General features: G+C 46.3%; 16 protein-coding genes and 1 tRNA gene. 4 read left to right on the top strand and 13 right to left on the bottom strand.

Annotation, left to right across the window (positions count from 1 at the left end; translation table 11 throughout):
- Window positions 1-17 precede the first annotated feature (17 nt).
- The 8 genes from QFZ48_RS16280 to QFZ48_RS16245 all read right to left on the bottom strand — a co-directional run bounded on the left by QFZ48_RS16280 (window position 18) and on the right by QFZ48_RS16245 (window position 12,334).
- Window positions 18-995 (bottom strand): cyanophycinase, encoded by a 978-nt coding sequence (locus QFZ48_RS16280; RefSeq protein ID WP_429063006.1) that lies wholly within the window; start codon window positions 993-995, stop codon window positions 18-20.
- 56 nt (window positions 996-1,051) lie between these two features.
- Window positions 1,052-2,449, bottom strand: a complete 1,398-nt coding sequence (locus QFZ48_RS16275; protein ID WP_429063005.1) for a RagB/SusD family nutrient uptake outer membrane protein — start codon at window positions 2,447-2,449, stop codon at window positions 1,052-1,054.
- A 12-nt stretch (window positions 2,450-2,461) separates the two neighbouring features.
- A complete protein-coding gene (locus tag QFZ48_RS16270; protein WP_429063004.1) occupies window positions 2,462-5,815 on the bottom strand; it encodes a TonB-dependent receptor in 3,354 nt (1,117 codons plus the stop codon).
- A gap of 108 nt (window positions 5,816-5,923) precedes the next feature.
- Window positions 5,924-7,009 carry a FecR family protein gene (locus QFZ48_RS16265; protein ID WP_429051062.1) on the bottom strand — a complete coding sequence of 362 codons (1,086 nt, stop codon included), beginning with the start codon at window positions 7,007-7,009 and terminating at the stop codon, window positions 5,924-5,926.
- A gap of 92 nt (window positions 7,010-7,101) precedes the next feature.
- Window positions 7,102-7,653, bottom strand: a complete 552-nt coding sequence (locus QFZ48_RS16260; protein WP_429051063.1) for an RNA polymerase sigma factor — start codon at window positions 7,651-7,653, stop codon at window positions 7,102-7,104.
- Between the two features lie 13 nt (window positions 7,654-7,666).
- Window positions 7,667-9,916, bottom strand: coding sequence for a S41 family peptidase (locus tag QFZ48_RS16255; RefSeq protein ID WP_429063003.1), 2,250 nt, complete (start codon window positions 9,914-9,916; stop codon window positions 7,667-7,669).
- A complete protein-coding gene (locus tag QFZ48_RS16250; protein WP_429063002.1) occupies window positions 9,876-10,712 on the bottom strand; it encodes a hypothetical protein in 837 nt (278 codons plus the stop codon). The genes QFZ48_RS16255 and QFZ48_RS16250 overlap by 41 nt, the downstream gene beginning before the upstream one ends.
- Window positions 10,713-10,795: 83 nt before the next feature.
- Complete coding sequence (locus QFZ48_RS16245; RefSeq protein ID WP_429063001.1) at window positions 10,796-12,334, bottom strand: hypothetical protein; 1,539 nt, start codon at window positions 12,332-12,334, stop codon at window positions 10,796-10,798.
- Between the two features lie 167 nt (window positions 12,335-12,501).
- Between QFZ48_RS16245 and QFZ48_RS16240 the strand changes: the two genes are divergently transcribed.
- Together QFZ48_RS16240 and QFZ48_RS16235 are read left to right on the top strand one after the other, a co-directional pair.
- Window positions 12,502-12,572 (top strand) — tRNA-Gln (locus tag QFZ48_RS16240).
- Window positions 12,573-13,019: 447 nt separating this feature from the next.
- The gene (locus QFZ48_RS16235) at window positions 13,020-13,616 is read left to right on the top strand and encodes an RICIN domain-containing protein (protein WP_429051068.1); all 597 of its coding nucleotides are present in this window, start codon (window positions 13,020-13,022) and stop codon (window positions 13,614-13,616) included.
- 307 nt (window positions 13,617-13,923) lie between these two features.
- Here the strand turns inward: QFZ48_RS16235 and QFZ48_RS16230 are convergent, their stop codons facing one another.
- From QFZ48_RS16230 to QFZ48_RS16210, 5 genes are all read right to left on the bottom strand, one after another.
- Entirely contained in the window at window positions 13,924-14,358 is a 435-nt protein-coding gene (locus QFZ48_RS16230; protein WP_429063000.1) for a nucleotidyl transferase AbiEii/AbiGii toxin family protein, read from the bottom strand.
- A gap of 28 nt (window positions 14,359-14,386) precedes the next feature.
- Window positions 14,387-14,776, bottom strand: a complete 390-nt coding sequence (locus QFZ48_RS16225) for a nucleotidyl transferase AbiEii/AbiGii toxin family protein (RefSeq protein ID WP_429051070.1) — start codon at window positions 14,774-14,776, stop codon at window positions 14,387-14,389.
- A 1-nt stretch (window position 14,777) separates the two neighbouring features.
- A complete protein-coding gene (locus QFZ48_RS16220) occupies window positions 14,778-15,125 on the bottom strand; it encodes a DUF6088 family protein (RefSeq protein ID WP_429062999.1) in 348 nt (115 codons plus the stop codon).
- A 227-nt stretch (window positions 15,126-15,352) separates the two neighbouring features.
- Window positions 15,353-16,783, bottom strand: a complete 1,431-nt coding sequence (locus QFZ48_RS16215; RefSeq protein ID WP_429062998.1) for a SusD/RagB family nutrient-binding outer membrane lipoprotein — start codon at window positions 16,781-16,783, stop codon at window positions 15,353-15,355.
- Window positions 16,784-16,795: 12 nt separating this feature from the next.
- Window positions 16,796-19,990, bottom strand: a complete 3,195-nt coding sequence (locus QFZ48_RS16210) for a SusC/RagA family TonB-linked outer membrane protein (protein WP_429062997.1) — start codon at window positions 19,988-19,990, stop codon at window positions 16,796-16,798.
- 216 nt (window positions 19,991-20,206) lie between these two features.
- Here QFZ48_RS16210 and QFZ48_RS16205 point away from each other — a divergent pair, with 216 nt between their 5' ends.
- Both QFZ48_RS16205 and QFZ48_RS16200 read left to right on the top strand, forming a co-directional pair.
- Window positions 20,207-20,446 carry a hypothetical protein gene (locus tag QFZ48_RS16205; RefSeq protein WP_429062996.1) on the top strand — a complete coding sequence of 80 codons (240 nt, stop codon included), beginning with the start codon at window positions 20,207-20,209 and terminating at the stop codon, window positions 20,444-20,446.
- Window positions 20,447-20,470: 24 nt separating this feature from the next.
- Window positions 20,471-20,896, top strand: coding sequence for a hypothetical protein (locus QFZ48_RS16200; RefSeq protein ID WP_429062995.1), 426 nt, complete (start codon window positions 20,471-20,473; stop codon window positions 20,894-20,896).
- Window positions 20,897-21,119 lie beyond the last annotated feature (223 nt).

Raw genomic sequence — 21,119 nt, 5'->3', positions numbered from 1 at the left:
TTTTATTACGGAAATAATCAGATTGCTTTTTTCTTCAGCTGTCCCTTTTCCACCCACCACCAATACCAGGCGCCGCCACTGGCCGTTGCGGCATCAAAGTCAGCTACACGGAAACTGCCGTTGCCGGAAGCGCTGGCAGGGATTTCATATACCTTCAATGCCTGCCCGCCATGGTTCCATTGCAGTGGTTGCCCCGGTTCACAAAGTTCCGGTTTTTTAAGACTGTCAGACATAATGAAATAAGCCTTGCTCACGCCAAAAACTTTGGCCACTCCTGCTTCATCAATACACACCGCCGTTTTTTCATCGGGCGCAATGCCTTTTGGAAAAATGCCCTGGTCTTTAATGATCCGGCTCATAAAAATAACATGCCTGCCTTCGCGGCCACGTTTCAGGTAATGCTGGTCACTGATTACGTCACGAAGATAAGGCGCATGCAGGAAATCGTTGTTATACACTTTTACCAGCGAATCATATGGATTGACCAACACCGAATCAGACACCGCACTGCCTCCCTCGCCGCTGTAATAAAACCCGGTCAGGATAGCACAACCCGCGCTGGTGCCGCCCACCGGCACTTTCTTTTCCTGCAGTAAATAATTGATCGCATCATTTACTTTGGTACCTCTCCATTGCAGCATGTAGCGCGACTGATCACCACCGGCAATAAACAACATTTCTGCATTACGGATAATATTGGCCACGGTATCATTATTGGCCAGTTCCCTGTTGGTAATATTCAGCGTTTCTACTGAGTTCACTTTCCCCAGGGAGTCGATGTCATGGTTATAGCCGCCATTGCCGGAGGCGGTAAGCACTACTACATCACCGCCACCGCTGCGTTCAATCATCCATTGGAAAGCGCCGTCCACATTCCCGCCACCACCAATCAACGCTACTCCTCCTTTTACCGGCGTGGTTACATCTGCCGTATCACCAATGATCCCGATGGAAGCCGGCCGGCCGGCAATAGTCAGCGGTTTGGGCATACGCATATAACAGGCATTTAAACATATAGCCGTTATGGTTAGTACAGTTATTATTCTTTTCATCAGTAGCCGGGATTTTGTTTCATGTTTTTATTAGCTTTCGTTTCTGCATCAGGAATAGGAAATACATATCCCTTCTGACCAGGTTTCAGCAACACAGCACCCAGTGCGTTGATGGCGTCTTCCGGGTTGCGGGTTACAGACAGTCCCCTTCTTCTCAGGTCGAAGAGACGATGCCCTTCAAAGGCCAGCTCTTTGAATCGTTCGGTGTATAAAGCGGTGATCAATGCATCTTTATTACTGAAAGACTGCGGCGTGTAACCATTGATACGCGCGGCCCTTAGGTCGTTTAGGTCAGCGGCGCCATCCGCCACCCGGTTACTTTCCGCCAATGCTTCTGCACGGATCAGGTACATTTCTCCTGTTCTGAAAAGTTTAATATCTGCCAGGCCCATGCTGCCGGAAGATCCAAAATATTTATTCACCAGGTATTCAGAGTTGCCATCGCCACGGGTATCGTCAAACTGTATATAAGCAGGATAACGCACATCGTTATTTTTATCGAACAGGTTAATCAGTTCAAAAGAAGGCACATATAACGCTACATCCCTGTCGAAATAAGCACTGCCGATCAACTCATCATCACTACCTGCTACCTGTTTCAGCTTCCAGATAACTTCAGATTGCTTGGTGTCTTTCCATATGCCGGGAAAATCACTGGCGGAGGCTAGCGGCAGCGCATCAATAGCTTCTGTAGCATAGGTGATGGCATCGGTCCATTTTTTGGCATATAAAGCTACTCTCGCCTGGATAGCAGAAATGGCAGGAACCGTAATCCTCGTGTTATCATCTGCTTCAGCTGGGATCAGTGTTTTAGCCAGCTGTAAATCTCTTTCTATACCAGCTACTACTTCTCCAAAAGTATTCCGGGCAGGAAAACTGTTAACGGAAGTATCCATATAAGGTACTCCCATCGCTGCCGGTTCATATGCCTCTGCATAACTCTGCAATAGCTGGAAATGACAATAAGCGCGTATCGCCAGCGCCTCTCCGCGGTACTGATCTTTCAAAGCTATCTCATCACCTTTGGCAGTAACATTGCCCATAGCGCCCAATACGCGGTTAGCACGGTCAATGGCAATATAATACTCCCCGAAAGAAGCAGTAATAGTGGTATTGCTGGGATCTATCTGCCAGCGGTAAGTGGCTACACCGCCGCCAGTACCGTTCTCACTGGGCAAGGTACATTCATCGGTAACCAATGATACGCCGTAGATGGTGTTATAAGTAAGACCAGCGTATGCGCCAAGCAGGCCGCCATTCAGATCACTGACAGTCCGGAAGGTTCTTCCCGGATCTATAATGCTGTCGGTAGGAGAAAGGTCCAGTTGCTTATTACAGGCAAGTGTACACAACGACAACAGGAGTGCAAAAGTATATTTGATATAACGGATCGTCATGAGCTTAATGATTTAAAAATTAACGTTCAGGCCAAAAGTGTAGGTTCGTGCGCTGGGGTAATCAAACCTGCCATCACCATAATTATTCTCCGGATCAAAACTCTTCCAGCTGGTCCAGGTGTACAGGTTCTGAGCCTGCGCAAATACCTGGATGCCCTGCACAAATTTCAGGTGGGTCATGACTTCTTTCGGGAAATTATAGCCGATGTTTACATTCCTTAAACGCAGGTAAGAGGCATCCTGGATATCTTTGGAAGAAAATCCCCTGCTGGCATCAAACTTAGGCAGGATGGCATTATCACCGGGTTTCTTCCAACGGTCATACAGCATACGTACCGATTGATTACTGCTGGCAAAACTTGGATTCTCGTTGTAATAATCTTCGTTGAGATACCGCATGGTTTTATCTGCAAATGTAAACAGCGCATTCAGGTAAAAACCTTTCCAGCTAACTGCCGTATTAAATCCACCGGTGAAAGGAGGAATATAAGTGCCGAATTCGGCTACGCTCAAAGCCGTTTCATTATAATCGCTTGTTTTATTACCTGACCTGTCATAGTACAAAGGATCGCCTGTTTGCGGATCCACACCGGCCCATTTAGGCGCATAGTGAGATCCGTAAGGCAAGCCCACTCTTACAATCTGTGTAGTACCCTGCGTAAATTCACCAGAGACGCCCAGATCGGTGATCACATTTTTATTATAGGCAAAGTTCACACCTACCGACCAGGTGAGATCTTTTCCCTTCACAATATCTCCCTGGAGGTCCATTTCTATTCCCCTGTTGCGCATAGCGCCGGAATTGAGGAACATGGTGGAAAATCCTGACGTAATAGATAACGGCTGTTCTATAAAGAGGTTATTGGTTACTTTATTATATACATCTGTTACCAGGCGGATGCGGTTATTCATTACACCCAGGTCAAAACCGATGTTAAATTCTTTGGCGTACTCCCAGTCGTAGTTCGGATTACCCGGCTGGTTAGGCACAATCGCCGGGTTACCGCCATACTGGTCGGTTCCATAAGTCCGGAAATAAGCAAAGGGGCCGAGATTGGAAAATGGATTGGCAGAAGTACCATAGCTGGCCCGGAAGCGCAGGTTATCTACAAAGCTCACATCTTTCAGGAAATTCTCTTTCTTTACTTCCCATCCAACACCCAGGGAGTAGAACCCATGCCAGCGGTTGTCCGGTGGCACGGTAGAAGCGCCATCATACCGGTAACTCGCATTCAGGGTATATTTTTCATTGAAAGTATACCGGCCTACACCAATGTAAGAAGCCAGCGCACTTTTGGTGCGACCTCCGCCCAGCAAGGCGCTGTAGGGCGAACCGGGTGTAATGGCGGCAGGAGTGGCAGGTAACCTGTCGTCCAGGTCATAACCTGTATAATCAAATGCGCGGTAATTATTCCTGGTAAACTCAAAATAACCGGATACTTCGAAATCATGTTTGCCGGTAACTTTTGAATACGTTAACCCCGAAGTGCTCACCAGCGTAACGTTCCTGGTAACGCCTTCTCCAAAACTACCTCTTCCGCCGTTATCCACTTTATAGCCGGAATAAGAATCCGGGTTCACATAACGCTCTGTGGTAGTTTCCCTAAAGTCAATGCCCAGCCTGGTTTTCGCCACCAATCCTTTGGCCAGGATGTAATTCAGTGACGTACCGATAATGCTTTTCAGCTGGTTATCTTTACTGCTGGTATTTAATAACGCTTCCAGTGCATTACTGCCTTCCCGCAGATCATATACCGGGTACACATCATCGTTATAATTGGTGACCAGTGTGCCATCCGGTGCATAAGGATATTCATAAGGCAGGGCGTAGTATACCGCTGCCAACGGGTTGCTGCCGCTGCTGGAGGCTTCTCTTTCTATAAAGGAAGACTCAGAATAGGCCAGTCCTACGTTGATATTGGCGGTTAATTTACCCGCATTGAAATCCAGGTTATTTTTAAAGCTGTAGCGTTTCAATTCAGAGCGTTTGGCAATACCCTGCTGATCGTAATAATTCACAGAACTATAAAACCGCACATTTTCATTACCGCCGCTTACACTCAGCTGTTGTTCCTGGAATTTACCTGTCTGAAGGAAAATTTTTCTCCAGTCGGTATTAACACCTCTTAAGCTATCAATGATATGATCTGCCTCTTGTTGTTCCTGTGGTGTTTTATTGAGGTAGTCAGGATTTTTATTGGAGAACTCCCAACCCGGTCCCAGGTTAGCGCCGGTTTCCAGGCCAATCTCTTCTTCAAACTGCAGGTGCTGCACGGAGTTCATCATCTGGAACTTGGGGGTGGTCATATTGGAAAAACCATACTGCGATTTATACGACACCGCTATTCTTCCGGCCTGTCCTTTTTTTGTAGTGATCACAATTACGCCGTTGGAACCGCGTGATCCGTATAATGCTTTAGCAGAAGCGTCTTTCAATACGGTAACAGAAGCGATGTCTGAAGGGTTGATGCCCTGGAACTGCCCTGCCTCAATGGGAATACCATCCATTACATATAAAACGGAGGAGCTGCCATTGATGGTACCAACGCCCCGTACGGTAATCGTTGCAGCGGTACCTGGTTGGCCGGAGCCGGCAGATACCACCATTCCCGGAACCCGTCCCTGTAATATCTGGTCGAAGGTAGCCATCGGTACCTGCGTAATCTTATCAGCGCCTACTACGCCGGCGGCTGCGGTAGATTTATCCCTGGTATAATTCGTATACCCGGTAACCGTTACGGCATTCAGCGTTTTGATGTCTTCTGTTAGTACCACATTGATTTCACGTCTGTTGCCAATAGTTACCTGCTGGCTGAGATACCCTACCAGTGAGAACTGGAGCGTGGTGGCATTGTCCGGGGCGATGAGCGTATAAGCGCCATCTTCATTGGTAAGCGTACCGGCGGTGGTGCCGGAGGCACGAACGGTAACTCCCGGTAAAGGCAGGTTATCTATTCCCCTCACCGTTCCCCTGATCGTAATATCTACGGCAGATGTACTTTCTGCGCCTGCATATACTACCACCAGCCCATCTTCTTTCAGTGTATATGCCAGGTTGGTACCGGCGAATGCCTGTGAAAGCACCGCATCCAGTGTGGCTTCTTTTGCTGCTACCGTCACCTTTTTGTTTTCAGGCAGTGTTTTATCATGGAACACAAAGCGGTAGGCCGTTTGATGCTCCAGTGCTTTCAGCAATTGTTTGATACTTGTTTCTTTTACCTGCAGGGTAATGGTCTCCTGCGCGAAACAAATAGCCTGCACCTGAAGGCAGGTCAAAAAAAGAAGAACAGTTAATTTCATAGTAAGCAGCAATTTGCCGGTGGGAACAGGTTTCCCCTTCCATTCCAGGAATACAAGTTTTAACATACCTTTGATGTTGGTTTAGTTAATGATCATTCAGGACATTTTCTAGCCTAATTCCGGGGGAAGTGTTCCAGCACTTCCCCTTTCTTTATTTGGTTGATGTATAATTATTTATTTACTTATGATAATCTGACCGTTTACCATTTTAAAACTGAATGGATAAGATAACTGCAGGGCATCCAATGCTTTCAGGATCGTTTCACTTTCAAAGGTGCCGGAATACCGGTAATGCTTTACTTCTTCATCCGCAAAGGTGACCTTGATGCCATACCATTTTTCCAGCTTGCCCGCTATCACTTCCAGCGGCTCATTTTCAATTTCCAGCCGGTTTCTTACCCAGGCTATTTCCCTGGCTTTATGATTTACCGGATCTGCGTCCAGCGGCATTACTTTAAAAGGATTGACCGGCGCCGGCAGCCCGGCAACATTCATCGTTAGCTTCTGGTTTGGTTGTAATATGATCTTTTCTTCGGGCTTATTGGCCAGCGTAACCTCCACCTTGCCTTTAAACAAAGCGGTTTCCGACTGATGGCTGCCGGCATAGGCACTTACGTTAAAAACGGTACCTAATACCTTAATATCAAAAGCGGCAGTATGTACAATGAAAGGATACTGCGCATGCTGCGTTACATCAAAAAAAGCCTCCCCTGTAAGGGTTAGCTTCCTGTTGGCCTCATTAAATCCCTCCGCCAGTTCCACGGTACTGTTCTTCCGTAAAATAATGGAAGAGCCATCCGGCAGCACCACGGTTTTACGGGGATCGTTGCCGGCATTGATAACAACCATGCTTGTTTTGGGTGAGGTGATATCAGTAACGGTGTTGGTACGGCTGAACAGATAAATGGCGCCGGCCAGTAGCAGGATGCCCCCCAATGCGGCAGCATATTTAAATAACGGACCGGTTTTCCTGGCGGGAGCAGGTGTATTTTGCCCCAACGGCTCTTCCAGGGCCGAATGGAGCAGATCATACTGTAAAATACCATCTTTCAGGTGTTTCAACTGCTCCAGGCGGTTACCCTGCCGGGCCGACAATACCTCAATCATATACCGGGCCTCCTGTACAACAGCCTTCTTTTCAGGATGGCGGGTTATCCAGCTCTCCCAAAATAATATATCGCTGTCATTCTCTTCCAGGCAATAGCGCTGGAAAGATTCATCACATGCAAAGTCGGCGGCTTCGAAATCCTGGAAATTCATGTAGATAATGCCTTTGACTATACAGACGGCAAAATCAATCGTTTTTCCTAAAGGTTTTATAAATTTTTTTTCGGGAGATGGGAAAGCCGGGCTTATTTCAGCATTTTCCTTAATGCTTTGATGGCATCATAAATAGTATTGTAAGCCGTTTTCACCGTTTGTGAAGTTTGTGCAGCAATCTGTTCGTACGACAATCCTTCAAAAAACTTAAGCCGTATCAGCTCTGTCTGTCGCGGAGTGAGCGCTTTCAGCGCCTGCTGCAGCCGCTGCTTTAATTCTTCGTCCTGTTGTACCTGGATAATAATTTCTTCGTAAGATAATTCGCGCTCCGCTTCCTTATCAGTCATCCGGTGAATAGCTGCATGGATCTTCGACTGGTACGCCAACTGATCCAGTAGCTGTCTTTTCAGCGCGGTAAATAAATAGGCCGGCACGTTGGTTACCGGGCGCAGACTTTGATGCCGGGTCCACAGCTGCAAAAATAATTGTGTGATACAGTCCTTTACCAGTTCATCGCTGCCGCAGGTTTTCAATCCAAACCTCAGCAGATGTGAATAGGTATTATTATACAGTGCAAACAACGCCTGCTTATCGCCGTTTCTCAGGCGTTCCCAATGAATATTATTGTCTTCTTCATAAGACATAAAATGCAGGTCGTTATAATGTTGATGGAGCAGTTTCCTTCATCAATTCCCTGATGGCTGCTTCCAGTTGCTGATCTCTTCCCTTAATTATTTCTTCAGGCGCATTCCTTACACGTATATCCGGTTCCGTTTGATGATTTTCCAGGTAATAGCCCTCCCGGCTTTTTACACCCAGTGAAGGCACGCTCCAATGGAGGTTACCATCGGGCAATGTTTCCCCGGTCATGAAGGTACAACTGCCAGGCACTGGCATCCCTATCAGCTTACCCATATGGAGATACTGATAATCGAACACGAAACAGCTGCCATCGCTATAGTTGGCTTCGTTGGCAATCACCACCGACGGCTTTGTCCAGCGGAAGCCAGGCTCTATGCTTTCCACCTGCTCGTCTGTTGTATTTTTCCTGATCTCCGTGCCGCTCAGCATCATGCCCAGGTCTGAAGCCAGATCGCCTCCCCGGTTAAAACGGGTATCCACTACAATACCTTTACAGCCGGCGTACCTGCCCATTATTTCGCTGTAGGCATTGCGGTAGGCGGCGTCGTTCATCCGGTATAAATGTACATATCCCAATTGTCCGTTGCTGAGGCGTGTTACTTCGTCCCTGTTACGTTTTACCCATCTTTTATACAGGAGGTCGTTTTCTGCTTCCGGCGTAACCGGCGTCACCACTATATCCCGTCGCTGGCCACCATCATCAATACGCAGCCGGGTATTTTTACCTGCCCGGTGATTAAGGTATTGCGAAAGATCTTTATCTGCCGTAATCTCCTCACCATCTACGGCCGTAATAAACATGCCCGGCTTCAGATTAAATGCGTCCTGATCCAGCGGGCCACCAGGAAGTATTTCACTTATTTTCATACCGTCGCCACTGTAAGATACATCGTAACAAATACCCAGGGAAGCTGTTTCTTCCTTTTCTTCCACCACATGGCTGCCCGTTGCGCCACTATGACTTACATTCAGCTCACCCAGCATTTCACTCACCATTTCTGCCAGTTCAAAGTTGTTGGCAATATGCGGCAGGAACTTTTCATAATTCCGGCCATACGCTTCCCAGTCGGCGCCGTGATAACCAGCGGTATAAAACGCTTCCTTTGTTCTTCGCCAGATATGGGAAAACATCGCCTTCCTCTCTGCTGCCAGGTCTATTTTCATGGAACCCTTAATGGTAATGCTATGCCGCGTTTGCCCCGTAGTATCCAATTGCAGGATGCGGGCGTCTGTCAGCAGGAAAAGTTGTTGTTGTGCAGCGTCCCATTGCAGCGAGCAATCTTCTGCCTTCACCGACAAAGGCATCGTGGACGTTTTGGTGGGAATATCTGTTATCCACAACTGGTAAGCCGCTCCGGCTTTTACCAGGTAATATAATTTGTTGCCGCTTTTACTGAGTAATACATCTGCCAGCATAGCGGCTGAAGGCGTCAGTTTTGTAATCTGTTCTGCATCTTTAAAGCTGCCGCCGGAAAACGGTAACGCATATACGTCCTGTTGCCGGCTGCTGCTCGTGGAAAAACCCCGGAGTCCGTTCCGGTCGCTTTTCCAGATCATCATCTTTCCGTCCGTTGCCCATTGTGGCGCCTCATCGGAAAAGCCGCTTTGCGTAATATTTTGTACACTACCACTACCATCGGCTGCTACCAGGCCCACTTCCTGGTTGCCGGCGCCCGGCTGGTTGTATTGAAGCAGGAGATACCGGGCATCAGGACTCCAGCGGAAATACTGATCATGATCCCTGCGACTGAACAACGACGCAATGCGGCGACTTTTTCCCGAAGCGATGTTATATATTTTTAACGTTACCCTGTTTTCGATATAAGCTACTTCTTTTCCATCTGGTGAATATAAAGGCTGATAGTTTTCCTGGTTGTTGGCCAGCAACACGGTTTCCTTTCCATGCAGCAGATCCATTTCACAAAGCCGCCAGCCATGGCTGCTTTCACTGGCATACAACAGTTTGGTACCATCCGGTGAAAAGCTCAGGTCTGCTTCTTCCCCGGGAGTATGCGTCCATTGCCGGATAACGCCGTGTTCCATGCCGGCGGAAAATACATCTCCCCTGAAAATAAACGCGATGTCCTTACCGGACGGTGAAACCACCCCGTATTTAATATGATCCGCTACCGGCACTACGGTTGTATTTTCCGTAACCCGGCTGGTAAGATGTATGTTTACTTTTTTGGGCGCAGTGCCCGGCGCCTGTAAATAAATATCTCCGTTAAAACCGAAGCACAGTGTCCCATTGCGGGATGCACTCAAAAAAACGGACGGGGAATTGCTTAAATGCTGTCAGTTGTTCTGATGCGCCGGGACGACCGGGCCACAAACGGTGCACATTAAAACTGCCGCTCTCCTCACTCAAATAACTAATGGATTTCCCTTTATCGGTAAATACCGGGGATCTGTCTTCCCCGAGAAAATCTGTCAGTTGCTTATACGTATCGTTTTGCGTGTCATACAGCCATATATCCCTCGCCGCAGCAGATACCTGGTGCTTTCTCCAGGGATTCTCCCGGTTCTTCTTATCGTGATAAACAATGAATGGACCTTTCAGCTTTGCATCTTCTGCAGGAACGGCTAGTAACTGCATCACCCGTCCACCGTTTACGGATACACGATATAGCTCGGGCTGCGCATCTGAAGGAAACTGCCGGTTGTTTACTGCATCCATTCTCAAGCCGCCAAAAATCACCTGCTGATCATCTTCACTGAAATCATAGGGATACTCATCTGCCGAATGAAAGGTGAGTTGTTTTTCAGTTCCTCCTTTTGCGGGTACCAGGAAAATATCGGCATTACCATAACGGTCAGATGCAAAAGAAATACTGCTGCTATTATGGCTCCATACAGGCATCCACTCTTCCGCAGGGTTAGCCGTTAACTGTACAGCAGCACCACCCCTGGCAGCAACGGTGTATAAATCGCCATTATAAGTAAATACAATTGTTTTTCCATCAGGAGAAAGAGAAGGATAGCGCAACCAGCAGGGAGAACTTTGGGCAAAAATATATTCCCCCCAAAACAAGATGAGTAAAATAATGATCAGTCTTTTCATTCGCAGTGCATGAATGCAGTTTGTAACAGCCCGGATAAAGATACAAATATATAATTCATATTTTCCGGGTACTCTACATCCTGCTAAATGCCCAGCATCACCCGCTCTTCCTCCGCTTCGGCTTCTGCCTGCGACACATGTGGCGCATCGGTTATTTCTGTGAGCAGCAGGGTATACCCCAGCAACAATACGATCAGCAATACCTGGTACCGCAATACAATAGGCGCGGCAAAAACGCTGAATGCAAAATTCAGCCCGATGAAAGCCCAGCACAACAACAGCGCAATATTAAATTTACGGCTGGTTTTCCGGGTACCTTTTTTAATAAGATAGCGGATCGTTTCTTCTATAAACAACAAATGACAAATCACGATCAAAGAAGGGAACAGCGACATCAGCGTGCTTTGCCAGTTATTATATTTACCTTCCGGCTTAGGCTTGTCCCCATCTTTAAAAAAAGTGGCTACCTCTTTATTCACCAGGTTAATAACAGGCCGGTTATATCCGCCTAACACTTCCAGTTCCGGCAACAAATAAAGCTTTGCATTGCCCAGCAAATAATAGCGGGCAAAATCCCAGGGGTACTTCCGGATCATATAATTGCCGTAATCACTGCATAAAGGCGCCACGCCACACCAGCCCGCATATACATCTTTACCCTGATGCTCCAACCCATAATCTCTCAGCAATCCTTTCTGCGGCCCGTTCATGTCCCACATAAAATACGATCCGTCTGACACCACTATTTTCCTCGGCAGCTTCTTCAGCGCCATCATGTAGTGATATACCGCCTTATGTGTTTTGGCAAACTGTGGCGGCACGCCCGCAGAATCCAGCGGCACATACTGCATCATATACATCGCGTTATTCATGATCTGCCAGCCGCTGAAAGCAGAAAATATTTTCACCCCGGAATGCTCTGCTGTTTTCTGACGGGTAAACAGTACAAACGAAACGATCAGCATTACCGGCAACAAAACAGCTACCACTTTCTGCCACGGCCGGTAAGCAGATAATAAAATCGGGATCAGCGCCACCAACGGGTAAAACATGGCATTATAGCGCACCGTAAACGCATAGCCCAGCAATAGCCCGTGAAATACCAGCAACAACGTAGTTGGCTTATGCAGGATCCACAGCAACAAAGTAATCCAGGTAAGTCCGAGCGAAAGGAACAGCGCATCTGAAATAAAATAATTGCTCAGGAAAGGGAACAAGGGATTAATAAGCAGGAAAGCATAAAAGCCATACCTGAAATAGCTCTGTGGATTAAAAATATAACATACACTGAAATAGAAGAAAAACGCACTGGTTTCCAGCAATACAAACTGCACCACGGTGAGCATCGTTTCTGAGCGGGAAAACTGGTGAAACAACCACAGGAATTTGGAATATCCTATAGGCCAGAGATTATAATTCCTGTTCTGCAGGGCCGTTTCCATATAAGAACCGGTATCTGATGTAAAATCTATGTACGGGAAAAAATGTTTGAATACCACCATCTTGATCACCGCAACAATAATAGCAGCTGCCAGGAGCAGGCCATTACGCCGGCTGGCAAATACAAAGGCGCCGAAACCGGGAGCAGGGGCAACAAGGGACCGGGGAGATAGTAATAACATAGCCTGTTTTGAGGGATTTGACTTACAGCTGCAAGTATAAAAGAAGCCACTGAATTGGCGCGTCAGTATATGATTTTCAGTGCTTTAAGGATCTTTTTTTGAGAAAAAAGGATTAAAAATTTGGTAATTATCAGAAATGTCATAATTTCGCGGTCCTGATTTACTATTGCCTGATAGTATAACGGTAGTACGACAGACTCTGACTCTGTTTGTCTTGGTTCGAATCCAGGTCAGGCAACAAAAAGGTCCGCTATGACAGCGGACCTTTTTTATTGGGGAAAGCGGTATTGATAGTATCACGTGATACTATCAATACCGCTAAAGATGACGCCTCCATATCAGATTACCCACCAGATTCTTCAACTCATTGTCTCTATTTCAGAGAAAATCGGGGAAATTAAGACAACAGCCGGCTAAAATCACAAAAACTTGATCGTAGGCAGCCCCATTGGTGTGGATGGCGCGATCAGTGATGATGAAGCTCTGGATTGGTTTTGTATAGTAATTATCAAGCAGAATATTTATTGAAAATTCTTCCGGTTTATAATTACATTAGGTGTATAGGTAACCAATTTAAAAAATAAAAAATCTCCATGTGATCCTATGTACTATGACAAGAACCCAGTCATAGCAACTTATTGTACATGTTAACTATAATCAACATTAATTTTTCTAAACAAATTCCATGAATTATTGTAGCAAAATCATTTTAGTGTTGGCCATTGTTGCCGGACAATCCCTGATGACATCCTGCCGGAAAGAAATAGCAACACCAACTCCTGAAGAGACCCCACTGGTAAACAACACTGGTAAAACATCCCCCGATGGATCATTACTCGGGTACCCGAGCCAGTCCATTGCAAATGGCATTTATCAGTTAAAGGCAGTTCACAGCGGCAAAGCCATGGATGTAGATCGCTTCTCCATGGAGGATGGAACCCCTCTGCAACAGTTTACCTGGAACGGCGGTGATAACCAACACTGGCAGTTTACTTACCTGAACAATGGCTATTATAAAATAACAGCGGTACACAGCGGTAAAGCCATCACTACTACAAATGTCTTTCCTTCCGAAGGTGGACAAATCATTCAGAAAGAATGGGCGAATTTAGTATCCCAGTGGTGGATAGTAAATGACCTGGGTAACTACCAATACTCCATCGTACATGCTCTGAGTGGCAGATCGATCGGTGTTGCTGGCGGTGCCACCTGGGACGGTGCTAAATTAGTTCCACAAATATGGTACTCTTCAAACAGCCAGAAATGGTTTATTGCATACTGATACAGATACCTATATTATTTTAAACTAAAAGATGCCGGCTTCAATAAGGAGCCGGCATCTTTTCATTGACGTTGGACCAGGGCAACACCCGCACATCGGGAAAATTAATACCTCGCATTTACAAAAGGTGGCCGCTAACAGAAGATGGTAGTACCATCCTATTAATTTTGTCGTTTAAATTGTTTAGTTTTTGAATGAGGGAATCAAAATCCTCCGACTTACCATATATCATCTCAGAGCGCATTGTGGCATAGTCAGCCCGATAAATTTCTAAGATTTCTGCTGGAGGTCTGAAGTTTATCATAGTTCACCCCTTTCTGACGTATCCAGTATCGCCGGTGTAATAATAGTTTTTCATAAACTGTGGATCGGTCAAAAGCTGATCTGCAATTCCTTTGTCATCCATTCTGATTAGATCGAATAAATGCCTGGACCCGCGTTCCAGCTTAACATCTTCGGATAAAATCTGCCTTTGATTAATAATTTGAAATTTTTCATGAAGTAGGAACATCTTTTCCAATAGCGTCTTCATTGGATGGGTAGCTCTTATTTTAGATAACTGCTCCGCATATCTGGGATTAGGAAAATGTTGCCAAAGAAGAGATTGAATGTCCACTGTCTCAAATGGTTCAGTCAGGGATCTTACACTAAACTCAATCTTTACTTCATTTTTCAAATAAGGGTGGGGCTCAAATAAAGAGCGATACCGTACATAAATTGTTTGAGGATCTTTGTCCCGCATTAGAGGATCTATTGCTTCGGCGAACAATTCAATGTTGGCAAGATCTAATCCTGCCCTGTTGTAGACTGACTGCCAATTCTTTAATTATAGTATCCGTAGTAAATGCACATCCTTCCCTTTTCAATCCCTTTACATAACTATGGGTAGGCTCATCCTTATACTTTTTACCAAAAGCTTCCGGGGACAGGGCTATATCTATGTCTTCAGAAAAACGCTCAATTAATCCAAACCCTTTACTTAAGGATGTACCACCTTTAAAAATAAAATGTCCTTCATTGGGGGTTGTAAAAAGTGCTTTAAGTACCAGGGTTACCCACCAGTCCTTTTCAATTGCAACAGGAATCACTCCCGATTTAACAGCAGCCTGGTTGAGTGAAGTTCGTCTTTGGGCATCTGTAAGATTTAGCCATTCGATCATTCTAATCGCTTAATAGATGTATAATAAAGTCATAAACCTGGGCAGGAGCTAAAGCCAAATCTTTTGTCAGTGCCTCACTTTTCTCGGTTTGAAGAATTTCCTTAATTCTTTTTTCAAATTCTGCTGAGAGATTTTTGGTTCCAATTTCTATGAGACCTAGTATAACAAGGCTACTTAACTCACCCTCAAATGCCATCTTTTTGGGAGTAGTAGGTTTAAACTCAATATACAAATTGCCCATTTTGATTTGCCTGCGCTCCCCGTCTGTTAAATAGGTCATTTTTGTTGGCACTTGAGTAGTAAGCCCTAATTTGTGCAGCGCCTGAGATAGAGAAAATAACGAACCCAAAAAGGACTTCAAGGTCAATACGCAAATCCTTCAAACATTTGAAACTAGGTAGAACAATAACAGCTTATTAAAAGCTGTTATTTACAGATACAGTATGAATATTATCAGGTTTGTTATATAATAAAAGTAAGATCCCTGTTAAATAAATAGCTGGTAATTCCTTTATTCGCCGCAAAATAAGTGGCGAATAAAGGAGCTATTATCCGCAGTCATATTCCAAAGCCCTCCTACCTCTCCACATCCCACCATACTCTCCCCGTCAAATCATCCTTGCCATGCAGCCCCGGCTGCGCGGCAATAGCATCTTCCACATGCTTGGTATTCACATTGTGCTCCGAAAGCGGGTATCCCTGTCTCCGCGGAATAGGCGTGTTATTATTGTCCGGCGCAGGCGTCAACACAGGATAGCCTGTTCTTCGCCATTCTGCCCATGCTTCATAGCCATTCATATACAAATGCACCCAACGCTGATACGCAATCTGTTTAATGGCAGTAGCGGGATTATAAGCTACTTCCGGGCGTGCGAGATAAGCGGCAACACCGGTGGAAGAGCCCGTCCATTGATTAATGGAGGCGGTAACAGCGGCATTGTAATCCAGCAATGCAGCGGCATCGCCGCCGGGGACCCATCCCAGCTTCGCTGCTTCTGCACGGGCAAACAGCGCCTGCGCATAGGTCACCAAATAAACCGTAGCATCCTGTTTACGGATAGCCGTGCCCTGGAAAGACACATTGCCCGCTGGTATATTCTGCGCCTCGTTTCCCTGGAGGCCGTAAGGCATGCCCACATAATCGCCACTGCCGGTGGTGCCTGCATATACTTTCAAACGGGGATCGCCCAGCGGCTTCATGTAATCTACCAGTGGCTTACTGATGCAATACCATCTGCGGCCCTGCACAGAATACACGTAATACCAATAGTTCTGGTAAGCTGCTTCTCCCAGGTGCTGTGAAATAGCGTTGTCGTCGTTACTGGTAAAAATGCCATCGCTCAGTGCTGCCGCAAATTCACGCTTGCCCCAGGCAGGATCTACTTTCGATAGCCGCAGTGCCATCAGCGCATGCAGGGTGCCTGCCAGGCGTTTCCATTTACTGATATCACCATAATATAGCACATCGCCTGCTGCTGCAGTTTTACTGTCTTCCAGCTGGGCGGCAGCTTCGGTTAATTCCTTAAACAGATCTGTATAAATATCTTTCTGGCTGTCGTAAGCAGGATCTATTTTTTCACGTCCCAGTAGTGCTTCTTTATACGGTACATCTCCCCAGCGGTCTGTAATGAACCAGAAAAAATAAGCCCGGAGTATCCTCGCTACTGCTTTCTGATTATTAGCGGACCCTTCATCTTCATTAAAGTGAACGGTTTTAATGATCTTGTTCAGGTTCATCAAAGCGTCCGCATAGAAGCTGGAAAATTCAAAGGAGATGTTGATATAACGGGAAGCATCTGTATACACTTTTTCTGAAAGATGCTGCACATACAACAACCCATAAGGAGTGGCCATGGTAGTATCCATTCTAAGGATGGCATAGGTAAGCAACTTCGGATTGGAAAAAGTATCCGGCAGATTCGGGTTGCGGTTAATACTGTCTGAAAACTTGGTGCAGGATACTAACGTAAACGCAAGTACGATAACAATATATAATAGCTTCTTCATGATAGTCTGGGTTTACAGCGAAATGTTAAGATTAATGCCAAAAGAGCGGGTGGTGGCTAACTGACCTGTTTCCAGCCAGCTGATAGACGACCGCCCGGTGGAAAGCTCGGAAGGATCAAGCCCTTTCGGCGCCTGCTGGTAAATCATAAAAGGATTACGTGCAATAAGCGCTACATTAATGCTGTTGAAAGGCATTTTCCGGTGCACCTCACGACTAAACGTATAGCCTACACGGAGTTCCCTCATTTTAATATAGCTGGCATCATACAACCATTCTTCATATACCGATGTGCCCAGCACCGTACGGTAATACGATTTTGCGTCTACATAAGCAGTCACCTCCTCCCCTGTTACACTGGAAATACCATTTACTTTCACACCGCCGCCATCTGCCAGCGGATCACGCACATTCTTTCCTTTATCATTAATGGCTGCTGTTTCTTCTGCCTGGCCGGATTTAACACTCAGCATTTTTGTCCAGCTGAAAAATTGTCCGCCCGACTGGAAATCAATCATCGCCGATACATCAAACCGGCCGATACGGAAACTATTCAGCCAGCCGCCGGTGAAATCCGGTACCACGCTGCCAAAATTGTGGTTCTCTTCAAACATCGGTAAATTGGCCGCATCCAGTAATATTTTACCCGTTTTAGCATCCCGCCGGTAAGCATTCCCTACCAGGGTGCCAAATGCAGCGTTTACATCCGCATTCAGGTAAACGCTTACCCGCGAATAGGTATTCACATCCAGCTGCAGGGTATTTATACCGGGATACAATTCCTTTACCAGGCTCCTGTTCCTGCTCACATTCAGCGTGGAATTCCAGTTGAACACTTTTGTTTGTACAGGCATGGCAGTCAAACTCAGCTCCACGCCTTTATTCTGGATCTTACCGGCATTAATGATTGTATTCTCATAACCAATAGCACCCGACACAGGTATGCTCAGCACCTGGTCAATATTCTGCTGGTTATAATAAGTAAATGCAAGCCCTAAACGGTTTTTCAGCACCTTCAGGTCTAACCCTGTTTCAAAGGAGTTACCCAGCGATGGCCTGATCTCCGGGTTATTAAGCGTGGTAGGCAGGTGCATGGGGAGGTAGGTGTTATCGTCACGTCCTTTATACGGCGCTTCCAATATATAAGATTCATAGATCTGGTAAGGGTCCAGGTCTGATCCGGCCTTCGCTAAACTGATACGGACCTTTCCATAAGAGAGCGGCTCCCATTGCAGCAACTCACTAAATACCATACTAAAAGAAACAGATGGGTACCAATAAGAATTATTACCTGCCGGCAAAGCGGAAGAAATATCATTACGTACCGTGGCATCCAGGTAATAAATGTTATCATAGCCAAACGAAACAGCTGCAAACGCACTGCGCACCTCCTTCCTGCGAAGATAATTGGATACATCCGGCCGGTCGATGGACGCGGAAAGATTATAGAAATTAACAACAGATAAACCACCCTGCGTTCTTCCCTGGATGCCGTTATAACGCTGCGTAAGCAGGTTACCGCCCACGTTGGCATTAAAACTTAGTTTATCAAATGTTTTATTATACTGCGCCAATAGCTCGTAATTCATTTCCTTATTCTCAAATTTCGCTTCGTAGTATTCATTGATATCCCTGCCCCCGTAAGCCTTGCGCTGATCAATGCTCTGCGTATACATATCACCTCTCACGGCGCCGCTTACTTTCAGGCCCGGTAATACATCATAGCTTAGTCCTACATTACCAAAGAAGCGGTCGCGCGTATCGTGATTAAGATTCTCGTATGCTTCAAAATAAGGGTTGTTCCAGTCGCTGCCCGGCTTCTTCAGGAAATCAGGATCATCAATATCTTCATGATTCCAGTGATAAAAAGTACCGTCAGGATATTTATACTGCTTTAACCGGTTCATATCCAGCGACCGCTCAAACCACTGATAAAAGTTGCGCGAACCCTGGTAATATCCCTGGGCCGGGCGCAAGCCTTTATTGTTGGCGTAATTGAAGCTGGTAGTCACCGTTAGTTTCGGCGTCAGGTTCAGCGAGCCATTGAAGCCCAGGTTATTTCTTTTGAGATAGGTATTAGGCTCAATACCTTTGATATCCGTATGATTGAACGACAACCGGAAAGTGGTATTTTCACCGCCACCAGACATGCTGATGTTGTTATTAAAAGTGGTACCCGTTACAAAATAATCCTTGATATTATCGGGATGCGGACTAAACGGCGTCAGCTTGCCATAATCGGGATCAGCAGGATAGAAACTATACATTTGCCTCACCGGTGTTCCATCCATTTTTGGGCCCCAGCTTTCATCTGTGCCGGAAGCCACCAACTGCTCCTGCCCGTTCACGGTAATAGTACTGAATTGCTGGCTGCTGCCTGCGCCATAGATGTTCTGCAACGGCATAAAGTTGCCGGCTTTTTCCACAGAAAAAGCGGAGTTAACATCCACGTTCACTTTTCTGTTTCCCTTACGGCCGCCTTGCCGGGTGGTGATCAGGATCACGCCATACTGTCCCCTCAATCCATATAACGCAGAAGCAGCCGGACCTTTCAGCACATTCACGGACTCAATGTCTTCGGGGTTAATGTCCTGCGCCAGGTTTCCCAGATCCGGACCGTTTCTGCCCGCAAAGTTATTATTGGAAATGGGCGTTCCATCTACTACTATCAACGGCTCTTCCTGCCCGTTGATGGAGTTAATTCCCCGGAGCTTTATTTTCTGCGTGCCGCCCATACTGGCGCCGGATGCACCTACTACCTGCACGCCGGCTATTTTACCCGCCAGGGAGCCCAGCACATTCTGTTCTTTGGTAAGTGTAAGGTTGCTGCCTTTTACTTCCTGTACAGAATAACCTACTGCTCTTTCTTTACGGGAGATACCCAACGCAGTAACCACCACCTGGTCCAGGTTCCGGGTGTCCTGTTTTAGTGTAACGGTAATGCTGCCCTTCCCGCCGGTATTTACTTCTGTTGTAAGATAGCCCACCAGCCGGAAAACCAGTGTCACATCCGTATTGCCGGCGTCCAGCCGGAAATTGCCATCGGTGTCTGTGGAGGTGCCTTTATTAGTGTTCTTTATCTGTACGCTCACGCCGGGCAGGCTTTCCCCTTTTTCCCCTGTTACCTTGCCGGTAATAATACCTGTTTGCGCAAAGGAGGATAAGGAAAAGGTACAGCACACTAATAGGATAGTGAAGAATTTTTTCATTGAATAGAGGTTAGATTTTGGTTAAGATATACTATACAAAATAGCATATTAATCTCTTAATGTCAATAGCAGGGGGAAGCTCCTTTTTCGCTTTTTCTTCGTATTTTCAGTAGAAAAACAAATCGATATGGCAAAACAATCTGGGTTATTCCAATTCACCGGTAAGTTGGATAATGTGATCGGTTACCGGAGAAATGGGAGCTATTTGTACGCACCATGCCGGTCACTGTAAAACAAACTGCCGCCACGCGGCAGGCATCCCGTAATTTCGGGATCGCCAGCAGGAAAGCAAAGCTTATCCGGCAGGCCTTTACGCCTCAACTGGAAATCAACCGCGACGGCTCCCTCGTGAACCGCTTCAACAAAGCATTGATTACCGCCGGAAAAGATCAGTGGAAACAAATAGAGGGCTTCCGGTTCAACAAACACACGGGAATCGATAAGTTCTTCCCCTAGCAGCCGGTCATACAAAACGGGAGGTTGAAAATACCCGCCCAAACACTACCGCCGCAAGACGCCCTTACACACCTCGAAATAACAGTAATTGCCACACGAATCAGCTTCGTGGAACGGCGGATCACCCGGCAGCATTCCACCACCATAAAAGTGGATATCAACGCGCCCTTCAGTGGAGCAGAACTGGATGCCTCTATCCCCGGAAAAGGCATACTATTCATCGTATTGCAGTTAACCGCCCGGAAAGGAGCCGATCTCACCAGGGACCGCCGCTTTATGGCCGCAGATATCCTTTTCATCGGCACACCGGAAACTAAAAAAGAAACTCCCAAAAGGAAACAACACATACCGGACGTCAGGAAAGTATTACCCTACGCACCATCGCTCCGTAAGGAAAAAATACTCACCTCTCCTGCATTCCATACCATCCATAAACAGCAACGGGAATGAATCCCCAAGCCTAAACAAACCATCAATAAACAATCCCCTTTACCCCCCGGAGCCATCGTTCCATGGAGCCGCCATGCGCCCCTGTAACACATCTCCCAAAAAAAATCAAAAATCCCCTATCCAACTACCAACAATCAAAAAAAATCATAAAAATCAAATCAAAAATCAAATCAAAAACAAAAAACAATCAAAAAACTAATCAACATAATCAGCGTAATCCTGG

It is taken from the genome of Chitinophaga sp. W2I13, assembly GCF_050434005.1.
Taxonomy (GTDB): Bacteria; Bacteroidota; Bacteroidia; order Chitinophagales; family Chitinophagaceae; genus Chitinophaga.
The sequence above is the reverse complement of the archived record's forward strand: the minus strand, read 5'-3'. Positions and strand labels throughout refer to the sequence as shown.

Coding starts and splice junctions, on each gene's coding strand:
- QFZ48_RS16280 (WP_429063006.1), bottom strand. CDS start 995: ATGCGTATGCCCAAACCGCTGACTATTGCCGGCCGGCCGGCTTCCATC.
- QFZ48_RS16275 (WP_429063005.1), bottom strand. CDS start 2,449: ATGACGATCCGTTATATCAAATATACTTTTGCACTCCTGTTGTCGTTG.
- QFZ48_RS16270 (WP_429063004.1), bottom strand. CDS start 5,815: ATGTTAAAACTTGTATTCCTGGAATGGAAGGGGAAACCTGTTCCCACC.
- QFZ48_RS16265 (WP_429051062.1), bottom strand. CDS start 7,009: ATGAATTTCCAGGATTTCGAAGCCGCCGACTTTGCATGTGATGAATCT.
- QFZ48_RS16260 (WP_429051063.1), bottom strand. CDS start 7,653: ATGTCTTATGAAGAAGACAATAATATTCATTGGGAACGCCTGAGAAAC.
- QFZ48_RS16250 (WP_429063002.1), bottom strand. CDS start 10,712: ATGAAAAGACTGATCATTATTTTACTCATCTTGTTTTGGGGGGAATAT.
- QFZ48_RS16245 (WP_429063001.1), bottom strand. CDS start 12,334: ATGTTATTACTATCTCCCCGGTCCCTTGTTGCCCCTGCTCCCGGTTTC.
- QFZ48_RS16235 (WP_429051068.1), top strand. CDS start 13,020: ATGAATTATTGTAGCAAAATCATTTTAGTGTTGGCCATTGTTGCCGGA.
- QFZ48_RS16230 (WP_429063000.1), bottom strand. CDS start 14,358: ATGCGGGACAAAGATCCTCAAACAATTTATGTACGGTATCGCTCTTTA.
- QFZ48_RS16225 (WP_429051070.1), bottom strand. CDS start 14,776: ATGATCGAATGGCTAAATCTTACAGATGCCCAAAGACGAACTTCACTC.
- QFZ48_RS16215 (WP_429062998.1), bottom strand. CDS start 16,783: ATGAAGAAGCTATTATATATTGTTATCGTACTTGCGTTTACGTTAGTA.
- QFZ48_RS16210 (WP_429062997.1), bottom strand. CDS start 19,990: ATGAAAAAATTCTTCACTATCCTATTAGTGTGCTGTACCTTTTCCTTA.
- QFZ48_RS16205 (WP_429062996.1), top strand. CDS start 20,207: ATGCCGGTCACTGTAAAACAAACTGCCGCCACGCGGCAGGCATCCCGT.